Genomic DNA, 22,996 nt, shown 5'->3' on the forward strand with positions numbered 1-22,996 from the left:
CTGTAGTAATCAAGACTCATGGTATAGTACCATTGGTGAAATTCAGTTGTCAACATGAAAACTCAGTTTAGAAAAGCGTCCCATGCTGTTTTTAGCATTCACTTACACGTTGTACTTATTGCCAAATATCGTAAAGAAGTTATTACACAGGAAATACTTGTTAAGTTACAAGAAGTATTCAACCGTGTTTGCGAGAAACGTAAATGCTTGCTTACTGAGTTTAGTGGCGAAGACAACCATGTGCATTTGTTGATAGACGTGCATCCTGACAACAATATTTCACAGCTAATTGGTTCACTCAAATCAGCATCAAGTCGCATTATTAGAAAAGAGTTTCAAGATTATCTAAAACAATATTATTGGAAAGAGAAAGACCCTAGTTTTTGGACTGATGCCTACTCTGTCAATTCAGTGGGTGGCGCACCGCTAGAAATAGTCAAAGAATATATCCGTTCTCAGGACAAACCCGAAAGATAATGTTGTCAAAAGCTCAACTGTCCCATTGGTTGTTTTACCTGCGGTAAAAATTACCAATGGGACGTTTCGCTTTTGACCCGCTTACATCCCCTCCCTGCTAAAAGCTGAGGAAGGGGAATTACGCGGTTCTTGTTAAATTACGTAACCGAGCTAGAGCATTACTTGTTGCTGGTTGGCTTAACCCCAATCTGAGAGCGGCGCGAGTGACGTTCTGCTCAGTCATCAGTGCATCAAAAACTACCAGCAAATTTAAATCTATCCCGGCTAAATTGATGTGGTGAATATTACTCATACAAATTATCCATTGGACAAATATATCATCCCTGATCCAGGATGAAATTATCACTGTGGTCGTAATTAGGACAACGATTTCCATGAGCAAGCAGATTCTCATGATTGTGGCCAACCCTTCCATTTCAACTACTTTGGGTGTGCCTGTCGGGTTTTGGGCATCAGAACTGATACATCCTTACGATGTATTTACAAAAGCTGGCTTGCAAGTATTTATTGCTAGTCCCCAAGGGGGCAAAGTGGAATTTGATAATTTCAGCGATCCTCGTGATGCTTCTGGTTATTCCCAAGATGACACACTGTCACTGGAGTATATTCAGCAACCCAAATTCATGCAATTACTGGAAAATACACCTGCGATCGCCAGCCTCAACCCGGATGATTTTGATGCAATTGTGGTGTGCGGTGGGCAATCCCCTATGTTTACTTTTCGTCAAAACACCGTTTTGGTGGATCTGTTTCTCAAATTTTACGCAGATCACAAACCCAGTGCAGCTTTATGTCACGGTACCTGTTTACTATTAGAAGCTAAGTTAAACAATGGCTCACCTCTGATTCAAGGCAAAACAATGACGGGGTTTGCTAATAGCGAAGAAGATTATGCGGATCATGTCGTTGGTCAAAAAGTCATGCCATTTCGCATTGAAGACGAAGCCAAAAAGTTAGGTGCTAACTTCGTCACTAAAGAAGCTTTTGCACCTCATGCTGTCAGAGATGGACATCTGATCACGGGACAACAACAGAACTCTGGGACAGAAACCGCCAAACTCGTCTTAGATGCGTTGGGGATTACAGGAGTCTCATAATGAAGATTGCATTTATCGGTATTGGACAAGTCGGTTCTGCATTAGCTAGTCAATTACTGTCGTTAGACCACACTGTAACTATTGCTGCACGCAACTCTAATTCAGATAGTGTCAAAACGGCTTTAGCTAAATATCCAGAACTACAAGTTTCTTCTCCCCAAGAGGCGATCGCTCAAGCTGAGGTGATTTTTCTAGCTACCCCGTTTACTGCTAATCAAGCAGCTTTAGCAGAAGTTGGGGATTTATCAGGCAAAATTCTGGTTGATTGCACTAATCCTGTAGGGGTAAATCTGACTCACGGACTCAAAAGTGAACAATCCGGTAGTGAACTTGTTCAAAGTTTTGTACCTCATGCCAAAGTAGTCAAAGCATTTACGATTTATGGCTTTGAAAACTTTGAACATAATACCTATCCTGGTTATGGCAACCTCAAACCTGCTATGTTAATTGCTGGGAATGATGTCCCCGCAAAGCAAGTTGTCTCTACTCTCTGCCAACAACTGGGTTGGGAAGCTGTTGATGTGGGCAATCTTTCTATGAGTTTGCATCTAGAACACATGACTCTGCTGTGGATTAAAATGGCCAGAGTTCAAGGTCGGGGAGCTAATTTTGTGTGGGCGATGCTTCAGAGGTAATTTTGAATTTTGAAATGTTTTGACAATCGTTCCCGCATGAATACCTCCTCAAGCCGACTGGCTTTGGGTTTGACTGGGAGCTAATCTCAGCATCACTTTGGCCTGTTTACCAAAACCCTGACTAAAAGCTGACTGAATTTCTGTGGAATTATAAACTTCTTTCAGCTTTAATTTCAGGTCAGGAACATTTTCAATCTCCAAAGAAATGTTCACGAATTTCGGTGTTGTCTCTACATGAAATAATCCCGCATTCTGACTCAAAAATTCGGCTGTTGTCACCGAACATTTAGCTAAGGATTTTTGCCATTCTTGGGCATATTTTCTTTGGAAATAAACATTCCCTAAATTTTCTTTAATTAACGGTGATTGCGGTTGTTGTTTTGGCACTGATTCTTTGCTAGTAGATCCCAGGGTTTGCGGCTTATCTGTTGTGCTTTTTATCCCTTGTGGATTATCTTGATTCTTTAATTTTCGTTGTTCAATAAAAGACAAAGCTAGCAGTCTATTTTTATGTCTATCTAGTGCTTCTTGATATAGCTCCCAAGCTTTTTTAGTAATTGCTAATTCAGTGGGTTCAATCATTTTTACTATTGCTCGCCAATCTCCTAAAGTAAACTCTGACATTCTTTCGATAAAAGTCATGAATATAGCTTTGTAGATTTTGGCAGGTTGAGCATTTTTCAATCTCTGTTCGTACAACATATCGTAGACCATTTCTAGTCTAGTTCCTGACACAGATAAGTCAATTTCTGTGAGGTCAATATTCAGGCTATGTCTGATGCGAATTCTGTAAGTTTTCTCCAGGATAGGTTCTGTAGTTTCTTTAGTCGTAAACTCAACTGCTTGACCGCAATTCGGGCAAATGGCTTCGTGGTGTTCAATCAGTAAACCGTCTTCACCGATTTCTCCATCCACAATCGCTAGTTCATGAGACAGAGGTTTAAAAGCATGGGTGCAATGTGGGCATTGAATTAAACCCAAGGAACTTGAGGCGGTAAGAGTTTTGGCTTCTAAGCTCCATTGACGCTGCTCGTCTGGGAGTCCGTGCTTTTTCCAGTTGTCTGTTACGTCTATGATCACCGCCGTTGGTTTGAGTGTGTGTGTTCTCAACACCCTTCCTGTCATCTGAAGCCATAAGGTGGAGCTTTCTGTTGGACGCACACAGTAAATACACTCGATGTTGGGACAATCATATCCTTCTGTTAATATTTCGTAATTAGTAATTACTTGGGTTTCCCCACCACGGAATCGTTCTAAAATTTGAACTCTTAATTCTGGCGGAGTTTCCCCATCTAAATGTTCGGCTTTAATTCCATTACGGCGAAATTTTGCCGCCAACGCTCTACTATGTTCTAAACTACAGGCGAATATAACTGTCCGCAAGTTTTTTGCATATTTTAAGTAATTTTGAAATATTTCATCTACCCCGATTTGACTGGTGACAGCAACTGCTAGTTCCTTGGCTCTAAAATCCCCGCGAGACTTTTTTACCCCAATAGTAGAAATAGTTTGGTTGGTGGTAAATAATCTAAATTTACTTAAATATCCCTCTTTAATTAATGTTGATGTGGATATGCCTACTACTAAATCATCAAATAATTCTTGAAATCCTTGACCGTCGATTCTTTGGGGCGTGGCAGTTACACCCAATATCTGGGCTTCTTGATAATGTTCTATTAGCCTTCTATATGATGATGCGCTGCTGTGATGTGCTTCATCAAACAGTAATAGTCCGATGTTTAATGGTAGTTCTAATATATCTCTTCTGGCTAATGTTTGAATACTAGCTACTTGAATCCTCCGCTCTGGATGCGCCGCACATCCTCCTTTAATTATGCCTACTGGTTCCCCTACAATCTGTTCTAACTTTTCGGCGGCTTGAGTAATTAATTCAATGCGGTGGGCGATAACTAATACCTTTTGCTGTTTTTGAAAAAATTTCTGACAGATATGAGCAAAGCAGATGGTCTTACCTGCTCCTGTGGGTAACTGAGCCAGTACCCTTCTATTTCCTCGTTTCCAAGAGTTCCAAATATCCTTTATCCATTGATGCTGATAATTTCTTAGTTCGTAGATGCAGGCTACTTTGGTCATAGCTTCAGAAATTAGTTGGATTTTTTACTTACACCAGGCTTGCTAGATTATAAAATTATTTGGACAAAATATAATAATAATAATTGATAAAATATTTATTATTCGTCAGCCTCCCTTGGAAAAGTTCCAGGTATTTTGAGAGGTTCTATTAGGCACAGACAAATACTATAAATAGACAATACTAACCGCATCCAATGATGAAAATTTGTCAACGGTTTTTTGATATAATTTTGCTCATTAATTAATCTAACTTTAGAAATAACAAATATCTATTGAAAATAACTTTCTTGAGTGGGGTAGCTGTTGGAGAGGGGACAGAAAACTAATAGCAGAACATTCCCATTCCACCAGACTCAAGAGCAACTTCCCGAACCCCTCCCTTCTTTGGTCACGCGCTTAGTACCATTCTTGACTGGATAATTACTTTATAGTACAATTATACTAATAAGTACCTCCTTAGCTGGCCTAGTATCAAGCCCTACCTCTGAGTGGGGTTTATTTTTATCAATATCCTGATTGCCGACTAACAGTTACACCCAAGTCAACTACTAAAACTAGGTAAAAATCAATGCTTTGTTCATAACAATTGATGTTGTTGTCAATCTGTTTCTGTAGTTGATACTGATAACAGATTATGATGCGTCAGATATTACTTGACCAATACGCTTGAGAATCTGCAAAATATTGTAGAGTTCTTTGACAGATGTAAACAAAGCAAACACCCGTGACAAGTCATATTGTGGTGTGCCTGCTTCTCGCTTTACTTTGATAAATAGAACATCGTCCCCATTCGTTACCATCCCAAACACAGGTTTATCTGGTTGAGGGTTAGCCATTAGATAAGCTAGGGCTTGCGGTACAGCCGACCAAATCGAAAGTGTGGTTTTTTTAGACTCTAATACCATCACCCACAACTGATTTTGTAGTATCAAAACATCAATCCGACCACGCAGCACTTCCTCGCCATCATCCAGTACTAAATCCACAGATGATTCTGCTTTAATCCTGAATGGTGGATCGTAAAATCCAGACAGTGCTAGTAACGGCGACACCACTAGCAACATGACTGTTCCTTCTAATAAATCACCTTCACCACGGTGGTATAGATATCTGCGTCGCAGTACATCCAGGGACGCTTTTTCTGCTTCCGTAATTTCGGGTAGTTCACTCTTCCACTCTGGGAAAAAATCCTCTGACTCAATGCGGACTAAACCAAAGCGGGTTAGAGCTTCACTCAAACTGGTAATCGCTTCTGTGATTGCTGTTACCTGTGTCATTTTTTCTTCGCTGCTAGTGTTCGCTTCTGGCTGACGCTTTGTTTAACTGAATCGACTGGATTTCTCTTCATGTTTAATCTAATTGTATTACTTTATTACATTCGGCTAAATTTCTGGGCGATGAACTCCGGTTGATCGTAGACCATCGCTTTGCTGGCATCTATTGCCCGTCCCTGACACCACCTGCTTTAGACTCCCAGTTCTTCACTGAGTTGTTAACTGTCCATAAAGAGTCGCCTAATCTGGACAGTACGCTAAACCCTTAATGAATACCCAACCGCCAGACTCATCAGGTAATATGCGAGTGCAAGAAAGCTTTTAAGGGTAATTTTTCCGAAATGAGATAATGTAGTAATGTAGATTATTTTTGTAGTATAAGAGCGGGGAAAAAAGATGAGTGTCTTTCTAGCTGTCCGGGTTCTCTTCAAACAAACCAACACAAGGCGCACAGATTTGCATTCAGTCCTCCATTTACAGGAATGATACTCGAATTAACAGACACTAACTGCCTTCTGCTATAAAAAGTGTCCGCCTCTGTGCGCCTTGTGCATAGCAAGCAGCACACATCGAGGAAATATCAATGAATTTGGATTTATTAGGCTGGAGTGACTTTTTTACTCACAGTTTCGTACCCTATCGCCAACAAGGATTTAGCGTTGGTAGAGTTGCTATTGAATACAGAAATACTTACATCGTCTATAGCAAACAAGGCGAACTAGCAGCAAAAGTTACAGGGAAACTGCGACATCAAGCTACTCAACCACAAGACTTTCCCGCAGTTGGAGACTGGGTAATCATTCAGACGCGAGAGTCAGAAGGATGTGCTACCATTCACGGAATTTTGCCCAGAAAAAGTAAGTTTTCACGGAAAACAGTTGGTAGTAAAACCGAAGAACAAATTGTTGCAGCTAATGTTGACACCGTGTTCTTGGTTTGTGGACTTGATGGCGACTTTAACCCTAGAAGAATAGAACGCTATCTAATTTTGGCTTGGGAAAGTGGGGCAAATCCAGTCATCGTTTTAAATAAAGCTGACCTGTGCAACTCTTTAGATGAGTGTATATCTGAAGTGGAAGCTGTTGCCATTGGTGTACCAATTCTAGTATTAAGTGCTACCAACAATCAAGGAATAGATACTTTGAAAGCATACCTCCAACCAGGACAAACAGTTGCTTTGTTAGGGTCTTCTGGTGTGGGTAAATCTACAATCACTAACCAACTCAAAGGTGCATCAGTGCAAGCTGTGCAACCAGTGCGCCAAGGTGATGACCGAGGTAGACACACCACTACAAATCGAGAATTGATATTACTGCCAACAGGCGGTTTAATTGTTGATACCCCAGGAATGCGAGAAATTCAAATTTGGGCAGGTGATGAAAGTTTGCAAGAAACTTTTGCTGACATCGAAACCTTAGCCCCAGAATGTCGCTTTCGCAATTGCCAGCACCACAACGAACCCGGTTGTGCAGTGCAACAAGCATTACTTGAGGGTGAACTTGATTATTCCAGATTTCTGGGCTACCAAAAATTGCAAAAAGAACTTAACTATCTTGTCCGCAAACAAGAACAAAGGGCGCAATTAGCCCAGAAAGAACGCTGGAAGAAAATTCATAAAGCCATGCGAAATCATCACCAGTATTAACATCTGATCAGCTTTAATAACCCTGACTTCTTCAAGAAGTCGAGGTTCTAACCACTCTCATTTGACAACTGCCTACAGGCAATTTTTTTGAATCTCTGTATTGTTAGAGTGATATCCTCCTTTCACAGCAATACTTTCAGAGATTACGTGGCGGCTCATATCAGGCTCTCTACTTTCACCCCAACTTGTTTGAAAGCATAAGGTAAGTCAATTGCTCATCTTATGCTTTGAGTCATAACAGCAGCGATCACGCCTGAGAAGACAAAATAAGACATTATTGGCTGGTTTACCCACTGCTGTTACTATATTGCACCCAACTGAGAACCGCTATATTAGTAATTTACTGCGATCACCTATTCAAAATTTAGGCGCGAAGCTCCACAAAGTCAAACTCATCGAAAGTCCAAATAACTCTTGTGAAATTTACTGCACAGATACAGAATCAAATGCTGTTAGTGCAGTTCAAAATCAACCAGTATTAGCAAGAATTTAAAACTTGTAGAGACGCAAAATTTTGCGTCTCTCTGGTTTGAAAAATTAGGGATTAGGGAGCAATAAAGACTTCACCGTCTTGGGTATTAGTTATCTGATTATCATTACTGATGGTTACATTAACACTACCAGAGCTAAAAATGGTAATACTAATACCATATCCCTGAATTTGATCAATTACATTGTTGGATAGTTCTACTGTTGAACCAGCAGCATCAAAAATTTCAAAGTTAATACCGTCAGTGAAATTGGCATCTCCAGCATCAGTATCCCTGATATTGCTAATTATGTTAGTAGCGATTTGGAAAGTAGCTGTACTAGTGCCATTGAGTTGGAAATTCATACCATCGCCATTGGTGATAGTATTGATAGTATTTCCAGCAGCAGTCACATTACCAGCCACCACATTATCAAAAGCTTGGAGGTTAATACCTGATGATGTGATATCAGCATCTACCCCTGTAATTTGATTATTGTTGAGGCTAACACTGGTTAAGTTAGTATTTGCTCCTAACTGTACATCCATAGCAGTACCATTATTACTGATGGTGTTGTCATTAATTTGCAATGTGCCGATTGTATCAGATAAACTTACACGAATATCATTAAAGTTCTCCGTCAGTTGATTGCTATTGACAGTTAAATTTGTTGTGCTTGAAGTGTTAGCGATCGCAATTCCATTATGATTGTTATTGCCATTAGCGATATTCTGGCTAACGCTGACTGTACCCGTCACTTCCGATAAGCTAATGCTTTCTTGTTGAGCATCAGTAATGGTATTGCTATCAACATTGATAGTCCCATTAGCATTTTCTACTTGAATACCTTGCTCACCTGCATTTGTAATGTTGTTATTAATAACTTGGGCATTATTGACACCGTTTAAATTGATGCCATCTCCAGAAGAATTACTAATGGTGTTCTGATCAACAGTTACAATGATTGTATTATCTGGAGTTTCGTTGAAAGCATTAATGCCAGTTCCTTGAATATCAGAGATATTATTTCTGGCAATATTTACAGTTGTATTGATATTAGTGTTGGAGTCAAAGTTATCAAAGAATTGTAAATCAATACCATTTCCTTCTGTAGTGATTTGAGAAATAGTATTATCTGTAATATCAATACTCCCAGCATTATCACCACCAGCAAACTGCATATAAATACCATTACCCACAGGAACTTGGGAAATGTTGTTATTGGCAACTGTAATCTCAGCTTTGGCATTATCAAATACTTCTACATTGATGCCTTCAGTAAAGTTGAAGTCTCCAGGATCAGTATCTTGAATATTGCTAATTGTGTTACCTGCAATATTGAATGTAGCTGTACTGCTCCCATTGAGTTGGAAGTTCGTTCCATCCCCATTTGTCATATTGCTGATAGTATTATCGGAAACTTCAAAATCACCAATAGCAGCATTATCATAAGCCTGGAGATGGATACCTTGAGATGTAGTTGATGTAGCTGTACCTGTAATTTGGTTATTGTTAATAGTGGCGTTGGTGAGGTTGGTATTTTCTACTAACTGCAAATCTATAGCTGTGCCATGATTGCTAATGATATTGTTGTTAATTTGTAACGTACCAGTGGTAGTAGATAAATCTACTCGAATATCATTGAAGTTTTCCGACAAATTATTATTGGCAATTGTCAGATTTATATCACCTGTAGTATTAGCGATATCAATGCCTGTACTATTATTGCTACCATTAATAGTGTTTTGATTAATAGTAGTTGTGCCTGTAACTTCGGTTAATTTTATAGCTTCTTGGTTATTATCAGTTAAGGTGTTATCACTAATATTTATCGTGCCAGTAGAGTTTTCTATGAAAATACCTCGATTACCTGAATTAGTAATACTATTGTTAGTAATTGTAGGTGAAATTACTTGAGATAGCTGTATGCCGTCTCCAGTTGTATTACTGATGGTATTATTAGTAATACTGCTTGTATCACTGACATTTGTGAGCAAGATGCCTGTACCAGTGATATTGTTGATCAAATTATTAGTAATTTCAGTAGTGCTGACTTGAGATAGATTGATTGCATTACCAACAACATTGTTAATAGTATTGCTGTGAATGATGGTTGTTCCAGCAATATTTTCTAGATAAATACCTTCTCCAAAAGGATTACTAATCTTATTATTGTCAATGATGACATTGCTAATATTAATACCCTGTATACCTCTTGCGCCCTCATTACCAGCAACTTGCAGATTAAATCCAGAAATCACGGAATTATTACCCAAAGTAATCAGTCCGTTTCCACTATTAACAGTTCCAGTAATTGTTGGATGTATCCCGCTACCGGATAAAGGTAAAGTGACGATACCTAAACCCTTGACGTTAACTACTTGTACAGGGCTACTAGAGAATACGCGTACATCATTGGGAATTGTAAATGGTGGAAAGACAGTATTTTCATCAGAACGGACATAAATTACATTGTCTGCTTTAGCTACCGCCAAAGCTTGAGCAATTGAGCCATAAGGTGATTCAAACGTACCGTTACCAGTACCACCAGGAGCTACGTGAATAATGATTAATTGCTCACTATTATCAGTATTATTTGTAGGAGTATCAATACTATTCGTAGAACCTTCCTCCTCTGGTTCAACCATTGCTGCAAAAACATCCGTTCTATTTTCCACAGCAACTAGGATGGTAGCTTGATTGTCTACTGATTGCGCCATTCGTGTTAAAGCACTATTTTTAGATGGCTTACCTCTTCTTGCACCGCTACCAGGGAAATTAGCACCGATACTAAAAACTAGTCTCGTGTCAAATAAGTCATCATTTTGCAGAGACAGACTGAAACCCAAAAAATCATTAGGACGAGCTTCTATTCTAGTTTTCCAGCCAAACGCCTCCCGTGATTCTCCGCCAGAGTAGTAGTACACGCCTGCATAACCCCGCAAGTCTCCACTACCCAGACTAGCTAGTCGTGTTCCAACTTCCGCATCGACACCGGACATAGCCACTTCTAAAAAGCGCGATCGCTGTACCATTAAGGAATCACCCTGAAAAAATGGCAGATTCGCCTGTTCAACTTGGTTTTCTGAACCATTCAAAGGAAGATAGGCGTTAAAACGAAAATCCCAAACACCTAAAGTTTCAAAACCCAATCCTAATTGATCAAAATTACTCTTTCCAGTATCACGAGTAGAGTAAGAGATATAACCACCAATGACACGATTAGCTTCTTCACTAAAAATTCGATGTCCTAATAAGATATTGGTAGCTAAATTTGAGTCATTGTCTAATAAAAGTTTGCCCTGTAGAAAAGTTAGACTATTTCCTGGTATTTGCAAAACAGGCAAAAATCCCTCAAAACTACTAAAAGATTCATATCCTGCACCTTCAGTGGTGTAGCGTACTCCCACACGGGGTGTAAACACTTGTGCTGTCGTTGATGCGGGTGTTTGAGCAGATACTGTAGAAGCAGAAACCAACACCCCTAAGAAAGCTATGTAGCCTAAATATTGCAGATTATTCATTAGTAAACCCTGGTAAATCAATGAAGCCAAAAGTCGGAAGTTAGACTTTTTATGGTGATTAAAAAAAATAAAAAACTAACCTAGAGACGTTGCAGTGCAACGTCTCTCAAAACCCAAAAATTAAACAAACCTACTGGTAGAATTTTTACGGCGAATCCCAATTACGCAAGGACGAGGAACACCTGTAGATTGTCCTAGTCCACCGTCGGCTGTGGGCATATTACTAGGCCAGCTACTACCACGCGGTACAGTGCGAGTCTGATTAAATGTAGTGCCGTTCAAATCCAACATTTCAATGCTGCGACTGAGTATCGTACCATCGTTAATCGGGCAATCTTCCCCTGGGTGCTGCACAGAAACAATCAGAGTATCACCCAAAAAAGTTGGGCCTGTGATTTCACAACGAACTGGCCCATAGCCAAAAGGTATGACTTTTCCAGCATCAGCCCCACTAGTAGGAATGTAAAATAGCCAGTTATTACCAAACACACCCGTAAAGTTGGAAACATTACCCGCAGCACTATGATTAATGGTGTTTTGATTACCAGACGCACCAACATTAAAACCGTTGTGGGTGCTGGTGGACATATCAGTTACACCCCAAACGTTACCTTGGTTGTCAAAAGCCAAGTTATCAACGTTAGCAAAACCCGCACCACCAATTGAACCAGCTTCCCCACCTTGAGCGAATTTTTGCCATGTAAAGGTTGTACCTGTACCATCGGCACTACCTTCAATAATTTTGTATAATCCGCCTGATTGTTGGGTAGCGTTGACATTACCGCTTAATTTGGCAACTTGGAAAATACGGGAATCGGGATAACCATCACTACCAGGTGCGCCATCAGTATAGGCAATGAATACTTCTTTAGTTGTGGGGTGAACTTCGATGTCTTCAGGACGGGCGGTGGGAGTTCCCCCAACTAGATTAGCTGCGAGAAAGGCATCACAGAGAATAGCACCTTGGGAGGTGTAAAAATTCTGTAATGTCTTGTTCTGATAACCTGGAAGTGCAGTAGCTTCGTTGGTACGTGTACAGCTAAATGTACCACCATCAGTAGTTTGCCCAGCGATACCGTTACGTCTAGGTAAGGGTAAAAGACCGTTTCTTTGGGCTGAACCTAAAGCGGCAAATTCCACGGAGGAAAGGGTGGTGGGAGGAATAGGATTAGTAGGAGTAGTTAATAGTAGAGGTATCCATTCCCCTGTGCCATCTGGGTTGTATTTGGCAACGTAGAGAGTACCGTTTTCAAATAAAGCGCTATTGGTTTTACTGCTGATTGTGCCAACATTACCATTGCTGACAAATTTCCAGGTGTGTCCACCGCGTCTATCATCACCCAGGTAAGCAACTAATTTTTTACCTGCTTCTACCCGCATGGCAATGTTTTCATGACGATAACGACCTAACCAAGTATGCTTTTTAGGACGAAAATTAGGATTTACGGGGTCAATTTCTACCATCCAGCCGTATTTTTCGCCAACTAAACCGAAGGTTGTGCCTGTGGTTCCTGCTGTATAACCGACTTGTGTCCCATCTGGTTTAACGGCTTCTGTTACACCCATAAAAAATGGGCCACCGCCTTGAAAGTTTTCTTCCGCCGATAAGATAGTTCCCCAAGGGGTTGTACCACCAGAGCAGTTATAAGCAGTACCAATGATTTTGTTACCCAGTCCATCAGAACTGAGGTTAAATACTTGTGTAGCGGCTGGGCCAGTACCTTCTAAATAGTTTTGGTCGCCTTGTTGATAACTTCGTCCACCCCAAGCCGTGATACTCTGATATCCATCACTTCTTTGACTGTTGATGCCTAACCCAGACAGCCCATGAATACGACGATTTTTGGCATCAGCAACAACTACAAAACGTCTGGCTATGTTACGGCGAGAAATACGGGTAATTGAACCACCTAAGTTGTATAAAAATTCCCCATCTAGTTCTAAGTTTCTAGAAGATGGTAAAGAACGACCAATTACTGGTGTAAATGTGGTGGTTAGTGCTTGCACGTCAGAGGGGGTTTCGGGCGCTAAACCGGAAATCGGGAAACTTACATATTCGTGATTTACCCACAAGTAACCTTCATCGGCACTTCTAACGACGGGAACAAAGCCTGTATAATCACAGTTATAGCCGACATATTCATCAGGGTTAGGAAATACTTTATCCCCCCAGCCAACAATTACATAACGTTCATATTCTGGTGGTACAACTACATCATCAATGACGTTATAACTAGTTAATTTAACATCACTTGATGCCCCAAGTACTTGCCCTTGTCCTATTCCTGTGGGTAAAAAACTATTTATCTGTTGATAAACTGGTAGAGGATGGGGTAAACGCACAGGTGTAAAAGTTAATGTAGTTTGTGCTATTGCCTGACTGGAAAAACCATCTAGAATTTTGTCTCCCAAGACAGCAGCACCAACACTACCAGCAAAAAAGACTAAAATTTGTCTTCGATTAAGTGTAGACATGAAATTTTAATTTCCTTCAGTATGAAGCAAATTGGCATAGTAAAATTCCTAGCGATGACTCGTTAGGTCTAATATGCTCAAATATGCTGCTAAATTTTTTAAATCAACCCAATGACTACATAAAGTTACGAGTCAATTGCCTTACATATCTAGTCAAAGACTCAATAGCTATGTATATATATTTAGCTAGTCTCATCTAGCTGATACAGATCATGATGTAACCGCCTATATCTTAATTGTGTTTTTTAAAACTGTCACTACAGTTAAAATTAGTTAAAATAACAGACAGCCCCTATTTTTCCCTTACTGGATCTGTAGGAATCATAAAGAATAACCTGTAAAGTGAATGCGATCGCCTTGATTGAGCCTACGCAGATAAGAACTTCCCTCCGAGCGGTCTACGACAATCACATCTTTGGCCTCAAATTGGTTGAGCAGTTCGATAGACTGAGTAGAAACAATTACCTGTTTCGAGGCAGTACGCATCAACGAAGCCAGTACCGTAATAGCATAGGGATGAAGACCTAATTCTGGCTCATCAACAAGAATTGTTTCCGGCTGGAGGTCTTCAGGTTGCAGAAAAACCGTTGCTAGACACATAAAACGCAGCGTACCATCCGAAAGCAAGTATGCCTTAAATGGAATATCCTGCCCCCGCTCGAACCATTCCAACTCAATCACTTCCTTGTTTTGGGGTGCAGGACGCAAGTAAAAGTCCCCAAAGAACGGAGCAACAAGCCGAATAGTTTTGACGATTCTTTGATAAGAAGCCGGGTAACTGTTACGCAACAGATACAAGAAAGATGCAAGGTTGCGGGCATCAGGACGCAAGTAAGCATTGTCATTGATCCCGTGAGGCTGTTTGATGTAGGCACTCTCACTCGTGTCATGAAAATGATAAACCCGCCACTGCTGCATGGCAGACAAAACGTATTCGTCAATTCCCGTTCTTGTGCTGGTTAAAACCTTTGTCTCGAAATGACCCCTACCTATTTCATGCTCACCACTCATGTTCCACCAAAAAGATTCCCTAGCGAACATCAAGCGATTGTCCTGGGTTGGTTCAAGGGTAGCGAAGTATCCATTATTGCCGAAGTATAACTGAAACTCTAAATGTTCTGTTGTTTTCCGTCCAAAGTGTAATAACGCATCAGGACTGCCTTGGCGACTAACAAACACTTGCAGATTCTCCTCCACCAACTGCCCAACCATGCGGAAGAAACCGATAAAGTTGGACTTCCCCGCCCCATTCGCGCCAATCAAAATGTTCACTCTAGAGATTTCTAGGTCACACTTGGCGATTGACTTGAAGCCTTTTAAAACTATTCTCGACAGTTGTTTGTCTTTCGTTTCCGTCATAGAACAGTTTCCGACTAGAAAAGCTTTTTATTTGCTAGTTTCATTATCTATTTTTTTATCTTCCTGACTTAGTTGTTGCCCAAACTCAGATATTGAACCTATAGTTACGGCTTTTTCTAACAATTGATTCAACAACTCAATATCATATAATTTATTTAATTTTTCTACTAATTCAGTAGGAACATCTTTAAATCGAATTGTTAGGATTTGAGAAATATTTTTCTGGGTAGCTTTTGCTATACCTATGCGTTCTATGCTTGTTATGTATGTCATTTGCTGTTCAGCCTCAAAACGATCCAATTCGGCTTAAAAATTTAAGTCTAACTCCGATGGCAAAGTCATGATGGAGAAATTTAAGGGTTGCCCTCGCCATACTAGAAAAATCAGTCTTATATCTTAACTGTAATGACGATTAAAGAATTGCTATTACAAGAAATTGAAAATACCCCCAACGAATTGCTAGAGGATCTACTTGGGTTTTTAAAATCACTCAAAGCAACCCCAGAACAGCCCCTAGCTACATACAGAGAACTTTTAGAACGCATTGATTACTTAGAAACTATCGTAGGTATTCGTAAAGGATTAGATGAGTTTGAGCAGGGTGAAAGGATTCCTGCCGAGCAAGCCTTGGCGACTCTACAACACAAATTTGGCATTCCGCCTCGCTCATGACTAATGACCCAATTGAAGCCTTTCGAGCATTTTTTGGGGCAGCTAAACCAACATTGGGGCAAACAGGTAAACAGTCATTATCACAATTATTTTTACCTTTTGCTGGGCTTGATTACTATGGAAACTACTTCCAGCACCACTTGAAAATTATGTGTTTGTATTTTCTTGACTTAATTGTTGCCCAAACTCAGAAATTGAGCTTATGGTAATAGATTGTTTCAGCAACTGCTTGAGTCTGTCAAGCTCATAAATTTTCTTTAGTTGCTCAATCAATTCAGGTGGAACGTTATTAAATCGAGTTTCTAGAACTTCAGTGATCGACTCCTGTAGAGTCTGCGCTCTGCCTATGCGTTCTATGCTTGTCATGTATGTCATCTCTTGTTCAGCCTCAAAACGCTCCAATTCGGCTTGAAAATTTAAGTCTAATTCCGGTGGTAGAGTCATTAATCTATCTAGCAACCGGAAGATTTGCTGGATTTTATCTCTACTATAGCCTACCTCATACATTCGTTTAATTAGGCTCAACTTCCATTGCAAACGACCAGTTAAATCTTGAGTTGTCGCTTGTGTTCGCAGGTGCGCCATCACCAGTACAGCAAAAGGACTATCACTTTGTTCTAATTCTGACCAACGAGATTCATAGTCTAGTAGCTTGACAATGGGAAACTGAAGACTCAAACGACATCCCCAACGTCCATAACTATATTCTTGCGGTCGCCAATTAGCTTGATTATCCCCCAGAATTGCCAAGCTAACCACTTCCTGGTTATAACGGTCAAAAATTCTGTAGTGATACGAAAACATCCGTTTAGTGAAGTTAGGATCTACTTGACTTTGAATTTCCAGGTGAATCAGCAACCAAGTTTCCTTTCCATCTTTTAGCCAAACTTTGATTAGCTTATCGACAAATTGCTTACCAACTTCAGATTCTTTTATCAACTGCTGGAGTTCTTGCTCTAAAAATTCATAGCCTCGTTCCCAATCAATTTCTGCTTGAATCTCTGGAAAGAAGAATGCAAGAAACGCCTCAAAATATTGTTCTACGCCTTCTTTCCAAGCACCATCGTAATCGGCTCGTACTTCACTCACAGGTTGTCTTACCTCTACTAGCTCTTAACTTGCACATTTTAAAACCCTTACACAGTAAAGCTTTGAGAAATATCGGTAAAATGTGCTTGTTTCATATTTTGCGGGAGCGTGCGATCGCGCCCGTGGGAGGCTCACATTTTACTAGGAATGACAAAATTTACTCAATGTTATGGATTTTTACATAGCAGTTAAAGTATTGGAGAATATCCGCAACGCCTAGTAAGGATTGATCACCTAGTTGAAGCTATTGAAACTTTTTTAGGACAACTAGATCAACTTTGGGGCAAACAGGTTTTAAAGCTAGGCTTTGTGTCCCAAATTGGGATATAAGGTTACGTAAAGAGACATTCTCAAAATCACAATTTACTTTTTGGTGTGTGGCTTTGTTTCTAAGGCTTAGTGTTAGCTTTGAATAATTTCAGCTTTGTAGAGTAATTTAAACAGCGATCGCGCCCGTAACAAAAAATAAGTTAACACTTTTAGATTGAAGAAGTTGATCTTCAGCCTCTTCGATTTCCTTCATCTGTCTCAGGGTAAGCTTTTCAGGTTTTTTGATGAGTTTCATATCTATAAAAGTATCAAAGGGATGGAGAAAAAAGAAACTGTCGCCCTGATGTAGTTGAGTGCTGAAAAATTGCACAGAATAAATAAGATACAGCAATTCTGTGGAAAATACGAGTGTTTTACTAAGCAATTTACAGAATCGGTCAATAGTTGAATTCCCCTTCACGCTTAATCCAATTGTATTACTCCATTACATTCAGCTAAACAATTACCCCATAAATTCATTTAATAATGATATTAACGCCGAAATACTTACAATTACAAACCTGAAAAAATAATTTAAATGTTATTTTAAGTTTGTGGTATTGCTTGGACAATCATCATTCCCCATACAACATTAAAACGAAATTTAGCTGCACGCTCAATATCAAACTGTGTAGATGTTAGTAAATTATGAAACTCTTTTTGGGTGTAACACTGCTTGTAAGCAGGGTCAACAAGCTTCAATATAAAATCACATATATTACAGGATAAATAATCCTTGCACCAATCTAAAATAAATAGTTTTCCTTGTGGCTTTAGAACACGTTTTATTTCCATCAATGCAGCATGAGGATCATCAAAATAATGAAACACGCTGGCAGATACAATTACATCAAAACTATTATTCTCAAAAGGTAAGTTTGATACACTTACATTATGAAATGAAACTTGAGAATAAGCATGACATTTCTGTTGAGCTACAAGGAGCATTTTTTCAGAAATATCTACTCCAATAATTACTTGTTGTGGGTTTTCTGTTAATAATAACAGTTCTAATCCCCCTGTTCCACAGCCAACATCAAGCACTGTTGCTTCTGGCGCAATCTCTGCCCAATTTTTTAGAACAGATAGTGTCTTGGTAATGTAAGTATTCCAACGCTGGTCATATAAATCTGCAATCTGGTTATACTGTTTACGAATTACAGCCTCACTCATAGCTATATTTTTTACTGGATGGTGGATATCAATAGAGTTATATCTGTCTTATCAAGCCGCTCTACATTAACAAGAATTGGAGGTTGAGGGTTGATATTTGAGACAGTAATCCTTGGATATATATTTTTAATACCTAGTTCAACATGAAACAATGTTATCTAAATTTAAAGTTGATTCATGTAATAATATTTGAATAAATTGGTGGACTGGACTATCTAAAGATAAACTGCTGCGCCATATGACAAATAATTCTTTGCGTAGGGTTTTGCTATCTACATCTATAGAAATGGCGCGTAGTAACCCTGATTGTACTTCTTGTGTAACTGATTTTGACAGCACAATTGAAACTCCTAACCCTGCTTGTACGGCTCGTTTGACAGCTTCTGTGCTACCTAATTCCATAGAAATTCGCATCTTGTGAACTTGCTCACCAAAGAATCGTTGCAGCAAGCGTCGAGTACCTGTTCCTTTTTCTCCGCCTAACATTTCGATATTTTCTAGATAGGCTTTGGGTACTTTCGTCAAGTTCCGCCAAGGATGATTCGGTGGCACTATGAGAACAAGCTCTTCATTTTGCCATAGTTGAGCTATAAAACCAGGACGATGATCCCACCACTCCATCAGGGCGATGTCTACTAATCCAGTTTCTAGCTTGTCAGCGATCGCCGGATTAGTATCAATTACTAAATCAACCGCATAGGAGTTAGCATACTGTTCCAAGTGATATTTCAAATATGGTGGTAAGAGATATATACCAATATTAGAACTTGCCCCAATGATCAATTTTGTGGATTTTAGGGCGGAAATTGCTCTTTGTGTCACCAAAACTAGACTTTCGGCATAGGGAAGTAATTTTTGTGCCGCAGGAGTCAATTGATTACCCTTGCGATCGCGGATAATCAGCTGAGTGTTCAGAGATGCTTCTAACTTTTTAATGTGTTGTGAGACAGCAGGTTGAGAAATTCCCAGTTGTTTGGCGGCTTGGCGAAAACTTCCTGTGTGGACAACGGCTAAAAAACTTTCTACGTACTCGAAATTCATAGGTGGAGGCAGGAGGCAGGGAGCAGGGGGTAGGGGAGCAGGGGGAGAATAATCTTAGTCCCTAATCACCAGTCAAGATTCCCTAAGATAATTAACTGCTCCCTGTGGCTTTTGTCCTTGCAGGGCTTGCAGAATATTTTGGGCGGCTTCTAGGGCAATGTTGTGCCGTAGTTCGTCAACGGCAGATCCAATATGTGGAGTGAAGAAGGTTTGCTTGGTATTTTCTAATAATGGCTGGGGTATATTGTGAGGGCGATCGCTACGATACCAGTCTTCCATTTCAAATACATCAGCAGCGTAGCCTGCTAAGTGTCCTGATTCTAAAGCTTTACATACAGCCTGTTCATCTACGACTGAACCACGACAGGGGTTAATTAAAAAGCTGCCTGGTTTCATTTTGGCTAAGGTGTTGGCGTTGATTAAATGCAATGTTGCTGGTTGCAGAGGTACTACCAACACCACAAAATCACTTGACTCAATTAAAGTCTCAAAAGGGACTCGTGATATATTCCCAGTTGCCTCTTGTTCTGGAGGTAACGCCACCGGATCGCTATAGAGTAACTGCATCTCAAAACCCGCCAGCCGCCCTGCGATCGCCTTGCCTAATGCACCCATACCAACAATTCCCAAGGTGCGATTTGCTAGCCCTAAACTGTAAAATTGAGGCCGCCACCCAGTAAATTTACCTGTGCGAATGAAGCGATCGCCTTCTAACATCTGTCTTCCTAACCCAATTAATAACCCAATGGTAATTTCGGCCGTAGGTGCAGACAATAAAGAAGGCACAATAGTAAACCAGATACCGCGATGGGTACAGGCTGCAACATCAAAATTATCGTAGCCTTTGAGAGCAGCCGCAATTATTTTCAATTTGGGACATTCCCGCAGAAAAGCCTCATCAATGGTGTCTGGCATAAATACCATAAGAGCCTCTGCGTCTTTTGCCCGTTGCAGAATTTCCTCACGGGATAAAGCCTCTTTACTGGGATTAGCAATCACCTCACAACTAGGTTTGAGCAGTTCAATCACTTCGGGATGTACCCAATTAGTAATCACAACCTTTGGTTTCATTGGGTATATCCTCAAGCTAACCGTCTGCGTAAATAGCCACTGAAACTGTCCACCAGTGTCACCATTACCAAAATTACCAGCAGGATTGCTGAAACTTCCTGATAGTTAATGATGCGTAACGCACCAATCAATTCAAAACCTATACCGCCTGCTCCCACTGCCCCCATGATAGTAGAAGCACGAAAGTTATATTCCCAACGATATAAGGTTACATCTAGCATTTGTGGTAAAACTTGCGGCAAAACACTGTGATAAATCACCTGAGTCTTGTTTGCACCCGCAGCCTGTGCAGCTTCTATCGGTGCAGGGTGGACGTGTTCAATGTACTCAGCAAAGAATTTACCCACCATCCCCACCGAATGTAACCCTACAGCTAACGCTCCCGGTAACGCACCAAACCCCACCGCCGCCACCAGAATAATCCCCATAATCAGTTCTGGTACAGATCGTAAACCATTGAGAATCAGACGTGCTACCTGAAATGCTAGCCAATGGGGTGTAGTATTACCCGCCGCCAATAGTGATAATGGTAGAGAAAAGGAAACCGCGATCGCTGTGGCGGCGATACTCATGGCCAGAGTGTCAAATAGTGGCTTAATCCAGTTGCTGGCTGTACTAAAATCAGGTGGTAGCATCTGGCGAATTAAATTCACCCCACTGGGGACACCTTTAGCCAACCTTTCCCAATCTAAAAGACCAACCAAAAAGAAGGATATCAGCACAATTACCACAACAACAGCTACTTGCATTAAGCGATGATATCTCTGCTGTCGTTGTTGTTTTAATAAGATTTCAAATTTGTGATAGGTATTTGTTGTCATGACATTTTATTTATTCAACTTCTCAAAATCGAGATTCAAAATTTTCCCTAAATCACGCACTACGTCATAATTTTTATCTTCAATGGCATTAAATCCATCAGCTTTAAAAGGCTTGAGGATTGCTTTATCATTCATTTCAATAAACGCCGCACGAATTTTTGCTTTTAGTTCAGGGTTTAAATCAGAGCGCATTGTCCAAGGATATTGAGGAAATGGTTTCGACTCTGCTAAAACTTTGACTTTGTTACTATCAATTATTTTGCGCTCAATTAGAGATGCAAAAATAGGTTGACTCAATCCACCAACCTGAGCATTGTTGTTCTGAACTGCTAAAGCAACCGCATCATGAGATCCAGCAAAAACTTCTTGATAATTTGTTTTGGCTTGCAAACCCTTTTCGGCAAGCATGGATTTGGGGATTAAATGACTGGAAGTAGAAGCTTGATCACCAAATGCTACTGTTTTTCCTGCTGCTTGCTCAATGGAATTGACACCGCTATTAGTATTAGCAATAATTACAGATTTATATGTGGTTTCACCATCTTTCCTTAATGCCGCAAAGGGTTCAATATTACTTTTAGTCTTAGCCAAAACATAGGAAAGTGGACCAAAATATGCTAAATCTAAGCGTCCGTTACTTGCTGCTTCAATCATCGAAGAATAGTCTGTAGTGACGACTAATTCCACATCTTTGCCCACTTTTTCTTCCAAATATTTTTCTAGACCTTGATTATTTCTGATAATCGTGGAAGCATTTTCATCAGGTAAAAGAGCTACTTTTAAGGTTTTGGGGTCAGAGACACTAGGATCAATTGCAGCTGCGCTCTTTGCATTAGGAGCAGTAGAACCATTAGTAGTAGTGTTATTGGGTGCTTGACAGCCAACCAGTGCCAACACAGCTACAGCCACAGATGTCAGTAAGGGTTTTTTGATTGCGATCGCCATAAAAAGTCTCCTGAGATATCAAAGTAGTATGTATTCTTAGTTACTGGCTATGGGGTATTGGTTACTGGGAATATCATCGAAATGAATATTCTCGGCGTTGCCATAGATGCGATTCAGTTCGCACTCCTCTATGTCTGCGGCACTACCATCAAAAACTATGCGACCTTGAGATATGCCAACTATCCTATCTGCATAAGCTTTGGCTAAATCTACTTGGTGCAGGCTCATAATCGCTGCAATCCCATCTTCCTGACAAATTTGACGCAGAAAAGAAATTACTTTGTGGGAACTAGCAGGATCAAGACTCGCTACTGGTTCATCTGCCAGCATTAATCTTGGTTGTTGCGCCAATGCACGCGCAATTCCTACCCGTTGTTGTTGACCACCACTGAGATTATCTACTCGTGCTAAAGCTTTACTCAAAAGTCCTACTCTGTCTAAACACTCCAAGGCTATATATTTGTCAGCTTTGGGTAATGGGAAAAAGCTCCTCACGGTTGAGTGATAGGCTAAACGACCAGTCAACACATTTTGCAGTGCAGTTTGTCTAGCAATTAACTGGTGTTGCTGAAAAATCATCCCTGTGCGCTGGCGATGTTGATGCAATACCTTGGGGTCATTGATCTGACGGTATCCTTCTATTGTGATAGTCCCTGCTGTTGGTTGGATTAGTCCATTTAAACACCGGAGCAATGTTGATTTACCTGAACCAGAAGCTCCCAAGATGACTGTAAACTCTCCTGGGTTGAAGTTTAAAGAAACCGCCTGGAGGGCTTGGACTCCGCCAGGATAAGTTACACTCAAGCACTCAAGCTGAATCATCAT

At 40.3% G+C, this 22,996-nt stretch carries 18 protein-coding genes and 2 pseudogenes; 6 read left to right on the plus strand and 14 right to left on the minus strand.

Translation table 11 applies throughout. The annotated features are described in order from the left end of the window. Positions 1 to 54 precede the first annotated feature (54 nt). A complete protein-coding gene (tnpA, locus tag ACN222_RS30090) occupies positions 55 to 477 on the plus strand; it encodes an IS200/IS605 family transposase (RefSeq protein ID WP_010994128.1) in 423 nt (140 codons plus the stop codon). 133 nt (positions 478 to 610) lie between these two features. Here tnpA and ACN222_RS30095 read toward each other — a convergent pair. Beyond that, positions 611 to 769 (minus strand): annotated as a pseudogene (locus tag ACN222_RS30095) (LysR family transcriptional regulator); the annotation flags it as partial. Between the two features lie 82 nt (positions 770 to 851). On the opposite strand from ACN222_RS30095, the gene ACN222_RS30100 reads away from it, so the two are divergent. Further along, positions 852 to 1,574, plus strand: a complete 723-nt coding sequence (locus ACN222_RS30100) for a type 1 glutamine amidotransferase domain-containing protein (protein ID WP_010994130.1) — start codon at positions 852 to 854, stop codon at positions 1,572 to 1,574. Continuing rightward, positions 1,574 to 2,209 (plus strand): NADPH-dependent F420 reductase, encoded by a 636-nt coding sequence (locus ACN222_RS30105; protein ID WP_010994131.1) that lies wholly within the window; start codon positions 1,574 to 1,576, stop codon positions 2,207 to 2,209. The genes ACN222_RS30100 and ACN222_RS30105 overlap by 1 nt, the downstream gene beginning before the upstream one ends. A gap of 48 nt (positions 2,210 to 2,257) precedes the next feature. On the opposite strand, the gene ACN222_RS30110 is transcribed toward ACN222_RS30105, so the two are convergent. Both ACN222_RS30110 and ACN222_RS30115 read right to left on the minus strand, forming a co-directional pair. Beyond that, entirely contained in the window at positions 2,258 to 4,303 is a 2,046-nt protein-coding gene (locus ACN222_RS30110) for a DEAD/DEAH box helicase (RefSeq protein ID WP_010994132.1), read from the minus strand. Positions 4,304 to 4,935: 632 nt separating this feature from the next. Beyond that, the gene (locus tag ACN222_RS30115; protein WP_010994133.1) at positions 4,936 to 5,580 is read right to left on the minus strand and encodes a type I restriction endonuclease; all 645 of its coding nucleotides are present in this window, start codon (positions 5,578 to 5,580) and stop codon (positions 4,936 to 4,938) included. 580 nt (positions 5,581 to 6,160) lie between these two features. Here ACN222_RS30115 and rsgA point away from each other — a divergent pair. Next, complete coding sequence (rsgA, locus tag ACN222_RS30120; protein ID WP_010994134.1) at positions 6,161 to 7,222, plus strand: ribosome small subunit-dependent GTPase A; 1,062 nt, start codon at positions 6,161 to 6,163, stop codon at positions 7,220 to 7,222. Positions 7,223 to 7,550: 328 nt separating this feature from the next. Continuing rightward, positions 7,551 to 7,715 (plus strand): annotated as a pseudogene (locus tag ACN222_RS30125) (6-pyruvoyl tetrahydropterin synthase); the annotation flags it as partial. Between the two features lie 51 nt (positions 7,716 to 7,766). Here ACN222_RS30125 and ACN222_RS30130 read toward each other — a convergent pair. The 4 genes from ACN222_RS30130 to ACN222_RS30145 all read right to left on the minus strand — a co-directional run bounded on the left by ACN222_RS30130 (position 7,767) and on the right by ACN222_RS30145 (position 15,350). Next, entirely contained in the window at positions 7,767 to 11,216 is a 3,450-nt protein-coding gene (locus ACN222_RS30130; protein WP_190449696.1) for a beta strand repeat-containing protein, read from the minus strand. Positions 11,217 to 11,336: 120 nt separating this feature from the next. Then, a complete protein-coding gene (locus tag ACN222_RS30135) occupies positions 11,337 to 13,691 on the minus strand; it encodes a PhoX family protein (protein WP_010994136.1) in 2,355 nt (784 codons plus the stop codon). Positions 13,692 to 14,012: 321 nt separating this feature from the next. Beyond that, positions 14,013 to 15,050 carry an AAA family ATPase gene (locus ACN222_RS30140; RefSeq protein WP_010994137.1) on the minus strand — a complete coding sequence of 346 codons (1,038 nt, stop codon included), beginning with the start codon at positions 15,048 to 15,050 and terminating at the stop codon, positions 14,013 to 14,015. A gap of 27 nt (positions 15,051 to 15,077) precedes the next feature. Next, the gene (locus ACN222_RS30145) at positions 15,078 to 15,350 is read right to left on the minus strand and encodes a hypothetical protein (RefSeq protein ID WP_231865449.1); all 273 of its coding nucleotides are present in this window, start codon (positions 15,348 to 15,350) and stop codon (positions 15,078 to 15,080) included. Positions 15,351 to 15,455: 105 nt separating this feature from the next. Between ACN222_RS30145 and ACN222_RS30150 the strand changes: the two genes are divergently transcribed. After that, entirely contained in the window at positions 15,456 to 15,722 is a 267-nt protein-coding gene (locus ACN222_RS30150; RefSeq protein WP_010994139.1) for a hypothetical protein, read from the plus strand. A gap of 147 nt (positions 15,723 to 15,869) precedes the next feature. Here ACN222_RS30150 and ACN222_RS30155 read toward each other — a convergent pair whose 3' ends face one another. From ACN222_RS30155 to phnC, 7 genes are all read right to left on the minus strand, one after another. Next, positions 15,870 to 16,811, minus strand: coding sequence for an Rpn family recombination-promoting nuclease/putative transposase (locus tag ACN222_RS30155; protein ID WP_010994140.1), 942 nt, complete (start codon positions 16,809 to 16,811; stop codon positions 15,870 to 15,872). Positions 16,812 to 17,666: 855 nt separating this feature from the next. Next, positions 17,667 to 18,293, minus strand: a complete 627-nt coding sequence (locus tag ACN222_RS30160; RefSeq protein WP_044520342.1) for a class I SAM-dependent methyltransferase — start codon at positions 18,291 to 18,293, stop codon at positions 17,667 to 17,669. A 138-nt stretch (positions 18,294 to 18,431) separates the two neighbouring features. Then, positions 18,432 to 19,334 (minus strand): LysR family transcriptional regulator, encoded by a 903-nt coding sequence (locus tag ACN222_RS30165; RefSeq protein ID WP_010994143.1) that lies wholly within the window; start codon positions 19,332 to 19,334, stop codon positions 18,432 to 18,434. Between the two features lie 72 nt (positions 19,335 to 19,406). Further along, positions 19,407 to 20,405 (minus strand): phosphonate dehydrogenase, encoded by a 999-nt coding sequence (locus ACN222_RS30170; protein ID WP_010994144.1) that lies wholly within the window; start codon positions 20,403 to 20,405, stop codon positions 19,407 to 19,409. 11 nt (positions 20,406 to 20,416) lie between these two features. Next, positions 20,417 to 21,226 (minus strand): phosphonate ABC transporter, permease protein PhnE, encoded by an 810-nt coding sequence (gene phnE, locus ACN222_RS30175; RefSeq protein WP_010994145.1) that lies wholly within the window; start codon positions 21,224 to 21,226, stop codon positions 20,417 to 20,419. 6 nt (positions 21,227 to 21,232) lie between these two features. Then, the gene (gene phnD, locus ACN222_RS30180) at positions 21,233 to 22,171 is read right to left on the minus strand and encodes a phosphate/phosphite/phosphonate ABC transporter substrate-binding protein (protein WP_010994146.1); all 939 of its coding nucleotides are present in this window, start codon (positions 22,169 to 22,171) and stop codon (positions 21,233 to 21,235) included. Positions 22,172 to 22,207: 36 nt separating this feature from the next. Beyond that, positions 22,208 to 22,996, minus strand: a complete 789-nt coding sequence (gene phnC, locus ACN222_RS30185) for a phosphonate ABC transporter ATP-binding protein (RefSeq protein WP_010994147.1) — start codon at positions 22,994 to 22,996, stop codon at positions 22,208 to 22,210.

The organism is Anabaena sp. FACHB-595 (assembly GCF_048568275.1).
Lineage (GTDB): Bacteria > Cyanobacteriota > Cyanobacteriia > Cyanobacteriales > Nostocaceae > Trichormus.

Coding starts and splice junctions, on each gene's coding strand:
- rsgA (WP_010994134.1), top strand. CDS start 6,161: ATGAATTTGGATTTATTAGGCTGGAGTGACTTTTTTACTCACAGTTTC.
- ACN222_RS30170 (WP_010994144.1), bottom strand. CDS start 20,405: ATGAAACCAAAGGTTGTGATTACTAATTGGGTACATCCCGAAGTGATT.
- ACN222_RS30160 (WP_044520342.1), bottom strand. CDS start 18,293: ATGAGTGAGGCTGTAATTCGTAAACAGTATAACCAGATTGCAGATTTA.
- ACN222_RS30105 (WP_010994131.1), top strand. CDS start 1,574: ATGAAGATTGCATTTATCGGTATTGGACAAGTCGGTTCTGCATTAGCT.
- ACN222_RS30140 (WP_010994137.1), bottom strand. CDS start 15,050: ATGACGGAAACGAAAGACAAACAACTGTCGAGAATAGTTTTAAAAGGC.
- ACN222_RS30150 (WP_010994139.1), top strand. CDS start 15,456: ATGACGATTAAAGAATTGCTATTACAAGAAATTGAAAATACCCCCAAC.
- ACN222_RS30135 (WP_010994136.1), bottom strand. CDS start 13,691: ATGTCTACACTTAATCGAAGACAAATTTTAGTCTTTTTTGCTGGTAGT.
- ACN222_RS30115 (WP_010994133.1), bottom strand. CDS start 5,580: ATGACACAGGTAACAGCAATCACAGAAGCGATTACCAGTTTGAGTGAA.
- ACN222_RS30100 (WP_010994130.1), top strand. CDS start 852: ATGAGCAAGCAGATTCTCATGATTGTGGCCAACCCTTCCATTTCAACT.
- ACN222_RS30165 (WP_010994143.1), bottom strand. CDS start 19,334: ATGAATTTCGAGTACGTAGAAAGTTTTTTAGCCGTTGTCCACACAGGA.
- phnE (WP_010994145.1), bottom strand. CDS start 21,226: ATGACAACAAATACCTATCACAAATTTGAAATCTTATTAAAACAACAA.
- phnC (WP_010994147.1), bottom strand. CDS start 22,996: ATGATGATTCAGCTTGAGTGCTTGAGTGTAACTTATCCTGGCGGAGTC.
- tnpA (WP_010994128.1), top strand. CDS start 55: ATGAAAACTCAGTTTAGAAAAGCGTCCCATGCTGTTTTTAGCATTCAC.
- phnD (WP_010994146.1), bottom strand. CDS start 22,171: ATGGCGATCGCAATCAAAAAACCCTTACTGACATCTGTGGCTGTAGCT.
- ACN222_RS30130 (WP_190449696.1), bottom strand. CDS start 11,216: ATGAATAATCTGCAATATTTAGGCTACATAGCTTTCTTAGGGGTGTTG.
- ACN222_RS30110 (WP_010994132.1), bottom strand. CDS start 4,303: ATGACCAAAGTAGCCTGCATCTACGAACTAAGAAATTATCAGCATCAA.